The following is a 9,907-nucleotide window of genomic DNA, read 5'->3' as shown; positions in this document are numbered from 1 at the left end:
GTGGCCGCAGCACCATTACCTATACTTATTACGATGACTGCAAGGACCTTTACGGCGAAGGACCGCTGACCCTGGCGGCAACCGACTACGGTCCCAGCCAGCCCTCCCATGACCACAGCTATGACGAGGACGGTTTCTGCACCTGTGGCCAGTATCAACCTGCCGACCAGGTGGATGGCGTCTACCAGATCGCCAACGCGGGCAACCTGTTCTGGTTCGCGGCGCTGGTCAACGATGACAGCACCTATGCCGAATTTGCGGCCAAGGATGCCGCTGCCTCGGCGGTACTGACCCAGGATATCGACCTGCAAAGCAAAGCCTGGACGCCCATCGGCGCTCAGACCCCTGCTTCCGCCATGTATGCCGGTATCTTTGACGGCCAGGGCCATGCCATCCGCAATCTGCAGGTTGCAGGCGAGTGGGCTGCGCTGTTCGGTGCCGTGGGCACCGAGGGGGTGGTGCAAAACCTGACGGTGAGCGGTATCGTTACCGGTGGCAACAATGTGGGCGGTCTCTGCAGCAGCAACCTCGGTATCATCCGCAATTGCTGCAACGAAGCCACGGTGAAGGCTACCGGCAACTATGCGGGCGGTATTGCGGCAAGCAATGCTGCCATTGGCGTTCTCGAAAACTGCTACAACCTGGGCACCGTCGTGGCCGACGGTGAGTTTGCCGGCGGCATCTGCGCCTACAACGATGGCGAGATCCGGAACAGCTACAGTGCGGGTACAGTTTCGGTCTCTCAAAAACCGGAAACGGCGGGCGGTATTGCCGGTATGAATTGTCAGGGCGGCAGCATCCAAAACAGCTATTATCAGCAGGGCACCGCCCCGGCAGGTGTCGGCAGTGGAAGCTTCAGCAGCACCGGCGTGGAAGCAAAAGACCAGGCGGCCTTCCAAAATGGTGCAGTGACCTGGCTGCTCAACGGCCAGTCCTCCGACGGAAATTGCATCTGGCGCCAGAATCTGGATAACGGCCAGCCCCAAGATGCCTACCCGGTGCTGGATGCCTCCCATGGCATTGTCTATAAACACATGGACGAAACCTACTCCAATGAAAGCTATACTGAAAAGAAGGAGCAGGCTCCTATCCATATCAATAACCTGCCGCAAAACGGTTCCTGCTTCTACGGTGATGTGATCCAACTGGAGTATACAGGCGGCAGCGGCAGCGGCGCCGTGAGTTGGGCGGCCACCGGTTGCGCCACTGTGACCCAGGCGGGTCTGCTGACGATCACTGGTGTGGGCGAGTTTAGTGTTGCCATCACCAAGGCAGAGGATGCCACCTACAATGCGATTTCCACAGAAGAAACGCGTACGGCTCAGCCCAAGAACATCACCCCTGCTGTGACGGGTGTGGCGGATGTGGTCTTTAATGGCTATTCTCATGAGCCGGATGTAACAGTGCGGGACGGCGATACTTTGCTGGAGCGGGATGTCCATTATACCGTCCAATACAGCGACAACGTTAATGCCGGAACGGCCAGCGTGACGGTGACCGCCGTGGAGGGAAGTGTGTATACCTTCGCGCCGGTGACAAAATATTTCACCATCACCAAGGCGGCTGCGCTGCATCCGCAGGATCGGGGTGCACAGCATCGCTACACAGCCACCGGCGAGCAGACCCTTGGACTGGCCGGTACAATGCCCGCCAACGCCGGTACCGTGATCTATGCGGCGGGCACCAAAGAGGATAAAAACGGCCTGGTCGCGGCCTGGTCGGTGGATGCCGACGGCACGGTGCACTATACGCTGTCCGGCAAGGGGGCTGCAGGGGATACTGCTGTTCTGCCGGTGGTTCTCACTTCTAAAAACTATGCCGATACAACGGTACGGGTAGTGCTGACCATGCAGGAACGCGAAGTGCCCCAGGCATCTGCCGAACCGTACAGCAAGACGTATGATGGTCAGGCTGTTCAGGTGAACGAGCTTACCGTGACTGCCGAGGTGGGTGGCATCTGGGCCTGGAAAGAAGATGCCCCCGTGAATGTGGCAGATTCCGGTACCTGGACACTGATTTTCACCCCGGATGATGATGTCGACTATGGCCCGGTGGAAGTGCCGGTGGAGGTGACCATCACCAAGGCCGCTGCGCAGCTTACCCAGGCACCGCAGCCTGCACAGAATCTTACCTATACGGGCCAGGCGCAAACGTTGCTTGCCGATGCCGGCAGCACCCAGGACGGTACCCTGGTCTACAGCCTGGCAGAATCCGGCCCGTTTAGCGAAAAACTGCCCACCGCCACCAATGCAGGCAACTACAAGGTGTGGTACAAGGTGGCGGGTGACGCCAACCACGAGGACACCCAGCCGCTATCCCTCGATGTCGTCGTGGGCAAGGCGGTCCCGCAGGCGCCGGAAAGCATGGAGGCTGTCTACGGAGTGTTCCTGCGTGATTGCACCCTGCCGGAAGGCTGGCAGTGGCTGGATGATTCTGTCAGACTGTTGCAGACGGGGAAGGTTACCTATTCGGCCCAATACACCGAGACGGAAAACTATCAGCAAAGCGAAGTCAACGTCACGGTGGTTGTCAGCCCGCTGGACATTACCAGTGCGGAAATTACCCTGGACAAAACAAGCCTGCCTTACGCGGGCATCGAGCAGGCTCCGGATGTGATTCGCGTGGCCTGTGGGGACCTTGACCTGTCTTCCGCCGATTATACGGTGGAAAAGGCGGAGGGCCTGGATGTGGGCACCTACACCATCACCGTGACCGGGCAGGGAAATTTCACCGGCAGCCAACAGGTCCAGTACGCCATCGTTCCCAAGGAGGTAAATGCGGACCTCAACGCCAAGAGTAAAGTGTACGACGGAACCACCGATGCCGAAGTTTCCGCCACGGTGTCCGCCGGCATTGCGGGCGAAACGCTGACCATCACCGGTCTGAAAGGCACCTTTGCCCAAAAGGATGTGGGCCAGAACCTTTCCGTGGCGGTGGATGTGACGCAGGCCCGGTGGGACAACACCAACTACCTTGTCAACTTCCCCGTGACAACCACTACCGCTTCCATCACGGCCGCGGACTTCACCTTTGCCGGTGTGGCCGATCAGTCGGTCAGAATCGGTAACGGAATGGATACGGTCAACGTGGTCGCAGCGGCAAGCGGTGTGGCAGGAGAAACCGTCCCTGGCACCGTACAGTGGTATAGCGATCCGGATTGTAAGCAACCCCTGGACGAAAGCTTCCTTTTCCGTGGCGCGGAAGGCGACAGGATCACCCTCTACTGGTCGTTCTCTCAGAAGGATAATGACAACTACAGCAAGACGCCGGTGACCGGCAGCAGCAATTTTACGCTGGTCAGCAAAATAGTACCCAAACTGGAAGCCGAAGGTCTGTCCAAAGTCTATGACGGCAAAGCCGTCACGCTGGACGACCTGCCCCACAGTGTGGATGTGCCGGGCAGCTGGTCGCTGGCCGACGGCACCCCTGAACTCAAAAACGTGGGTCAATACCAGGTTACCCTGCGCTTTACGCCTGAGGACAGCCGCAATTATGCAGAAGCAACCTGCAATGTGGCGGTCAATATCGAGTACCGGAGTTACTACATCAGCCTGAAACTTTCCGGCAACCGGATCAGCGCAGGGCAGGCATTGCCGACCGTAAGTCTGGTCTGCAGCGGTGCCCTGGAAGGCGACGACCTGCACTTCGATGTAGAACCGGTCTTTACCGGTTTGCCCCAGACCAGCACCCCGGGCAGTTATACCATCCAGTGGGCCAACTGGCAGGAAATTGCAGACGCGATCTATAAGAATCCGGATGCGGGGAACTATGCACTGCATCTGCAATTCATGGATACGCTGACCATCACCGACGCAGCGCTTCTGCCTGTGGAGGATGATGATTCCTACCGCCTGGAAACCACAACCGGTCTGACCGAAATCCCCCAGAGCCTGCGGGATGCCGGCTTTGAAACGGCGGATGCGGTGCTGGAGGAAATGTTCCGCTACATTGTTCAGAAAATGCCCGAAGCTACCAGACAAAATACCAGCCTGTATGATGTAACCCTCTATTACAGTGAGGATGGCGATGCTACCTGGGTCCGGGCTACCGAGGAAAACTTCCCCAAGGATGGCATCACCGTGGTTCTGCCTTACCCGGCGGGTACCAATGCTGCAGACTTTGACTTTGTCGTGACGCATATGCTTACGGTAGGAACTCCCGGTGCGGTGGAAATTCCGGCGGTGACCAAGACCGACAAGGGTCTGCAGTTTACCTTGCACAGCTTGTCGCCCGTTGCGGTGAGCTGGAAGGCTATTCAAACAGAGCAGGCTGCCGGGCAGGAACAGCAGTCCGCTCCTGCGCCCACAGCTACCCCGGTGCCTGCATCTTCCGGGGCGGCAATCTCCTATTACACCTGCCCGGCCTGCGGCTACCATGACTGGACCGCTACCGATGAGGGTTACCGGTGTGATCACTGCGGTTATCTGGAATCGCTGCGGCAGTTGTCCGGCTACGGCAATGTGCAGGGCTTCTATGAACCTGAGTCCGGCAGCGGTGCGGCGGCTTCGGCGGCTGTAACTATTGCCCAGACCGGTGACGAGAGCAACCCGGCCCTGTGGGCGGCTTTGGCGCTGATCAGCGCAGCCATGATGGGCGTTTTGTTCTACTGCAAGCGCAGAAACAAGAAAACCAGATAAAATCTGCCTTTACAAGTAAAAAGGGACGCGGGTCCGTATGGACCCGCGTCCCTTTTGGTTTGTTCAGTAGACCAACCGTTTCTGCAGCAGATAGTTGAGGAAGAACAGCCCCACATCCACCGGAATCTTGGCGGCCAGTTCCGGTGCTCCGGCGGGCAGCAGCACTGCCAGCTGCGCCACCAGCAAAGCGCTGGCCAGAGTTTTCAGCACTGTGATCAGGGTATACAGGCTGGCGGATTTGCCGTGGCCAGTATGGCTGTGGAATACAAGAAAATAGTTCAAAAGATAGTTGCACAGGGAAGAAATCACCCGGGCGGTGACAGTGGCGGCGATGATGGCAAGACTTTCCGGCAGGCGGGGGCGCAGGGCCGTACACAAAAACGAGAAGGCGGCCAGGTCCACCACGCTGGAGGAGAGGGAAGATACCGAAAATTTGCCAAAAGAGCGCACGGCGGCGGAATTCAAAGCAGGCATTTTTGTACATCCTTTCTCAAAAAGGCAAAACAAGGCGGGATGGAAAAACTCCGTCCCGACGCAGAAAAGCAACGTACAAAAAAGCAGTATAAAACTTTTTGGCTCAAAAGTCAACCGGCCCGCCGGACTGAAATTGCTTCCTCGCGGGGGGCGTTAAAGCACCAGCCGGTATACCAGGCAGGGGCGTCCGCCGGTGCCGTAGTTCATATCGCCGGTCACCTGCCCCTGTTGGGCCAGGTACCCCATGTAACGCCGTACCGTTACCACCGAAAGCCCCGATGCTGCGGCAATTTCTTCGCAGGTGTAGGCGCGGCTGGGATCGGCGTTCATGCAGGCCAGCACCCGTTCCTGGGTCAGGGGCTGCATTCCCTTGGGCAGGGTGGTCTGGCCGGGAGGGGCTGCGTGCAGCAGGCTGTCCAGGGCGTTCTGGTCCAGGCTGCCCCGCATGGCACTGCGCCGTCGGCAAAAGGCGTCCAGCGCACGGCAAAAACGCTCGTAGGCGAAGGGCTTTACCAGATAGTCCACCACACCCAGCCGGGTCAGCGCTTCCACGGTGGCGGCATCGTTGGCGGCGGTGATCATGATCACATCGGATTCAATGCCGGCCGCACGGATGGAACGCAAAAATTCCAGCCCGTTCATCTGAGGCATATAAAAATCCAGAATGATCAGGTCGGCGGCATTGTGGCGCAGCCAGTCCAGCGCCCGGCGGGGCTGGCCGAAGGTCTGGGCAACGGTAAAGCGGCCGTCCCGTTCGGCATAGCGGCGGTTCAGTTCAGTGATCATGGGGTCATCTTCTACGATGACAACGGTATACATACAGGCTCCTCTCTCTCAGTTGTCCGCCGTCTGCGGCGGGCGGAAGGTGATGATAAAGGACGACCCTACTCCCTGGGTGGATTCCACCCGGATCTCGCCCTTGTAGGTGTCTACAACACTTTTGACCAGGAACAGCCCGGTACCGTGGCCTTCCCCTTTGGAGGTGCTGCCCCGCTCAAAAATGTGCTCGCGTATTTCTTCGGTCATGCCGCAGGCGTTGTCGTCCACGCTCAGGATCAGGCCCCGGTCACTCTCCCGGATGGATACCCCCACTTCGTGCAGGGTGTCGGAAGGGCTGTTGCCAAAGGCGTCAAAAGCATTTTCAATCAGGTTGCCCAGCACGGTGATCATGCCCGATGCAGGCAGGTAATGGGTATCCGCACTTAAGCGGCTTTCGGGGTCCAGCGTCAGGCGGATGCCCAGTTCGGCGGCGCGGCAGCTTTTGCCGATGAGCAGCGCTGCGACCGACGGCTCGGCAATCTGCTGGGAGATGCGCCCCACCGACATAACGCGGGTATTGGTCAGCTGCAGAACGTATTCTTCGGCCTGCCGGGCCTCCCCCAGCTGCAAAAGGCCCAGAATCACATGCAGCTTGTTCATGAATTCATGGGTGTAGGCCCGCATGGCCTCCACAATGTGCTGTACGCCGGTCAGTTCCCGGGCCAGGTTGGCGACTTCGGTGCGGTTGCGGAAGATGGCCACCGCACCCACGATCTGCCCGTCCCGGCGCACCGGCATCCGGTCCGAGAGGATGCGCACATGGTGCAGCGATTCCAGGCTGATGTTGTATTCCGGCTGCTTGGTCTGCATCACGCGGGGAATGGTGGACTGGGGGTAAACCTCGGACAGCGGTTTGCCCAGCACCGCGCTTTTGTCAAAGGAGAGCATCTCTGCCGCCGCCCGGTTGATGTAGATGATCCGTTCCTCCCGGTCAATGGCAAGCATACCCTCGTCCAGGGCGTCTAGCAGTTCCATCCGGCGCAGGAACAGATCGCGGAAAGCATCCGGCTCATACCCCAGCAGATCGCTTTTGATGCGCTGTGCCAGCCGCAGGCTCAAAAAGGTGCCCAAGGTCAGCGCCGCAGCCCCAATGAACAGATACACCGCCAGGGTGTGCAGGGCGGTGGTGCGGATGGAACGCAGATATACACCGGCCATTACATAGCCCCGCACGCTGCCGTCCTGCCGGTATACGGCGGCATAGGCGCAGTGGTCGGCACCGGAAGGCGCCTGGTCATCATCCAGCAGCGGGGTGCCGCTTTCGGTCAGCCGGGCCATCAGGTCGGTATCCAGCGGGTCCAGCGTATCCAGGCTGCTCTGTTCTTCTTTGACATCGCAGAAATAGGAGGGGGTGCCGTCGGCTTCGTACACCGCAAACAGGTCAATGCCGGAAATTCCGTGCACCGTCCGGTCCACATAGTCGATCACCTGCTGAGCGTTGCCGTTCTCCACAATGCCCATGGTGTGGGAAACCGCCTGCACGGCGGCGGTAAGGGTGTCGTCGCGGATGCGGCTTTCCTGTTCCAGGTTCAGCCACAACCCGGCGCCGGTGGCCAGTACCATGGCCACCAGAATCCCCAGTACGGACACCCGGCGGATCTGCTGATATACGGTATGTCCGGCGGATTTTTTTTGCATGGGGCCTCGGTCCTTTCCTGTGCGGCATGGTGGGTGGGCGTTCTGCGGTTATGATACCACCTTCGCACAAAATCGTCAATCTTGCACAAAGTTTCTCCGCGAAAGGGGGCGCAAATGCGGGGCTTTGCACGGTTTTGTTTTTTTTATTTTCGTAAGCCTTATCAAACCCTTCTCCGCGGGCGTAAGATAGGGGCGAAAAAGAGGTGAACAAGTTGGAAGGTTTTAAAGAAACCCTGATCGATGCCCTTGCCAATAAAACCGCGTTTACCATCCCGGTTTTGGGCGGCATCCCCATCAGCTCGGCTGTGCTGGTGACCTGGATCATCATGGCGTTCTGGATCATCGTGACGCTGCTGGCCACCCGGAACCTGAAGGTCCGCAACCCCGGCAAATTCCAGATCGTGCTGGAATCCGGTGTGGAACTTCTCAACGGGTTTGCCAAGCAGACGCTCGGTCCGCATTGGCGTCCCTTTGCCCCGTACCTGGGCAGCGTGGCGCTGTACATCGGTCTGGCAAACATCATCAGCATTTTTGGCCTGACGCCCCCCACCAAGGACGTCAATGTGACCGCCGCATTGGCACTGATGAGCCTGGTACTGATCTACGGCGCACAGTTCCGCTACAACGGCCTGGCCCGCGGTATGAAACGCTTTGCCGAACCCATGCCGCTGCTGACCCCCATCAACGTGATGGAAATTGCCATCCGCCCGTTGGCATTGTGCATGCGACTGTTCGGTAACGTTCTGGGCGCATTCATCATCATGGAGATCATCAAGTATCTGGTGCCCGCTGTGGTGCCCGCCGTCTTCTGCATTTACTTTGATCTGTTCGACGGCCTTATCCAAACCATCGTATTCGTCTTTTTGACCGCTCTGTTCGCAGGCGAGGGAATCAAGGAAGAAGACTGATCCCCGCCCACACCGCGCGGCGCCGCCGCGCTCCAATGAACTTTCAGGAGGAAACTACTATGTCTATCGGAATCATCGCCGCAGGTCTCGCAGTTCTCACCGGTTTTGGCGCCGGCATCGGCATCGGCATCGCTACCGGCCACGCCAGCGACGCCATCGCCCGTCAGCCCGAAGCTTCCGGCAAGATCAACAGCACCCTGCTGCTGGGCTGCGCCATGGCAGAAGGTACCGCCATCTTCGGCTTCATCACCGCGTTGATCATCATCTTCGTGGGTTAAAAGGAGGTGTGCCCAAATGCTGGAAATCCAGCCGTGGACGATCTTTTTTACCATCGTCAACCTGTTGATTCTGTATTTCTTTTTCCGCAAATTCCTGTTTGGGCGCATCAATGCCGTGCTGGAACAGCGTGAACAATTGATCCGCACCCAGGTGGAAGAGGCCGAAAAGAACAATGCCGAGGCCCAGAAGACCCGGCAGGAATATGAAAGCAAACTGGCCGGTGCCCGGCAGGAAGCCGCCGATCTGGTGGCCGATGCCAAGCGCCGTGCCGATGTAGCCTACGCAGACCGGATGGCCCAGGCCGAAGCGGATGCCAAGCAGACAGCCGCCGAAGCCGAGGCCCGCATTGCGGCCGAACGCAGCGAGATGCTGCGCTCTGCCCGTGGCAAAGTGGCGCACCTGGCGGTCATGGCTGCCACCGAAGTGGCAGGCAAACGCCTGGACACCGACTCCGACCGTGCGCTGGCGGAGGAATTTTTGGCAAAGGTGGGTGAGCAGGCATGAGCGAAGCGACCGAGCGTTACGCTGCGGCCCTGTTCGGGGCTGCCCAGGGCGACGCGGGGGCCGTGCGCGCTGCCGCCGATGCCCTGATGGCTGACACCCAGCGCTGGAATGTGCTGGTGAGTGCCGCCACCACCGACGCCGAGAAAAAAGAGCTGCTGGCCGGTGCGCCGCAGCTGGACGGGCAGGATGCACTGAAAGCCTTCCTGCAGCTGCTGCTGGAAGAAGGCCATCTGGATGCCCTGCCCGAGATTTTGCCCGAATTCTCCCGCCTGGCGCTCAATGCCCAGGGCGGTATGGAATGTGTGATGACCTGCGCCCGCCAGCCGGACGAGGCCACCCAGGAGGCTGTTCGCAAGGCCGCCTGCAAACTGCGCGGGGCCCAGAACGTGGTGCTGCAGATCAAGATCGATCCCAGCCTGCTGGGCGGTTTTGTACTGGACATTGACGGCGTAACCTACGACCGCAGCGTCAAGGGCCGTCTGGACCGCCTGGCCCGCGGCATGGAAACTGCGCCCGGTGAGGACACGCTGGATCAGCTGGCCGCCCAGATGAAGGACGCCCTTTCCGGAAGCGCCGGGGACACCATGGCCACCGAGACCGGCCGCGTCATCGAGATCGGCGACGGCATTGCCAACGTCAGCGGTCTGC

Annotated in this window: 8 protein-coding genes; 5 read left to right on the top strand and 3 right to left on the bottom strand. The window is 59.4% G+C overall.

Going from position 1 to position 9,907, the window contains the following annotated elements:
- Positions 1-4,637 (top strand): YDG domain-containing protein (locus H6B10_RS09665; RefSeq protein ID WP_243427337.1); only part of this gene is annotated, 4,637 nt, incomplete at its 5' end.
- 63 nt (positions 4,638-4,700) lie between these two features.
- On the opposite strand, the gene H6B10_RS09660 is transcribed toward H6B10_RS09665, so the two are convergent.
- The 3 genes from H6B10_RS09660 to H6B10_RS09650 all read right to left on the bottom strand — a co-directional run bounded on the left by H6B10_RS09660 (position 4,701) and on the right by H6B10_RS09650 (position 7,568).
- Positions 4,701-5,111: a GtrA family protein gene (locus H6B10_RS09660; protein ID WP_204651414.1), complete on the bottom strand. Its 411-nt coding sequence runs from the start codon at positions 5,109-5,111 to the stop codon at positions 4,701-4,703.
- 153 nt (positions 5,112-5,264) lie between these two features.
- Positions 5,265-5,930 carry a response regulator gene (locus H6B10_RS09655; protein ID WP_204651413.1) on the bottom strand — a complete coding sequence of 222 codons (666 nt, stop codon included), beginning with the start codon at positions 5,928-5,930 and terminating at the stop codon, positions 5,265-5,267.
- 15 nt (positions 5,931-5,945) lie between these two features.
- Positions 5,946-7,568 (bottom strand): sensor histidine kinase, encoded by a 1,623-nt coding sequence (locus H6B10_RS09650; RefSeq protein WP_204651412.1) that lies wholly within the window; start codon positions 7,566-7,568, stop codon positions 5,946-5,948.
- A gap of 212 nt (positions 7,569-7,780) precedes the next feature.
- Between H6B10_RS09650 and H6B10_RS09645 the strand changes: the two genes are divergently transcribed.
- From H6B10_RS09645 to atpH, 4 genes are all read left to right on the top strand, one after another.
- Positions 7,781-8,476 (top strand): F0F1 ATP synthase subunit A, encoded by a 696-nt coding sequence (locus H6B10_RS09645; protein WP_204651411.1) that lies wholly within the window; start codon positions 7,781-7,783, stop codon positions 8,474-8,476.
- Between the two features lie 59 nt (positions 8,477-8,535).
- Entirely contained in the window at positions 8,536-8,754 is a 219-nt protein-coding gene (atpE, locus tag H6B10_RS09640; protein WP_040917386.1) for an ATP synthase F0 subunit C, read from the top strand.
- A gap of 16 nt (positions 8,755-8,770) precedes the next feature.
- Positions 8,771-9,259 carry a F0F1 ATP synthase subunit B gene (atpF, locus tag H6B10_RS09635; protein ID WP_204651410.1) on the top strand — a complete coding sequence of 163 codons (489 nt, stop codon included), beginning with the start codon at positions 8,771-8,773 and terminating at the stop codon, positions 9,257-9,259.
- Positions 9,256-9,907 (top strand): ATP synthase F1 subunit delta (gene atpH / locus H6B10_RS09630; protein ID WP_204651409.1); only part of this gene is annotated, 652 nt, incomplete at its 3' end. The genes atpF and atpH, both read left to right, overlap by 4 nt.

The organism is Gemmiger formicilis (assembly GCF_016901605.1).
GTDB lineage: Bacteria > Bacillota > Clostridia > Oscillospirales > Ruminococcaceae > Gemmiger > Gemmiger formicilis_B.
This window is presented reverse-complemented; position numbering and strand designations above follow the sequence as displayed.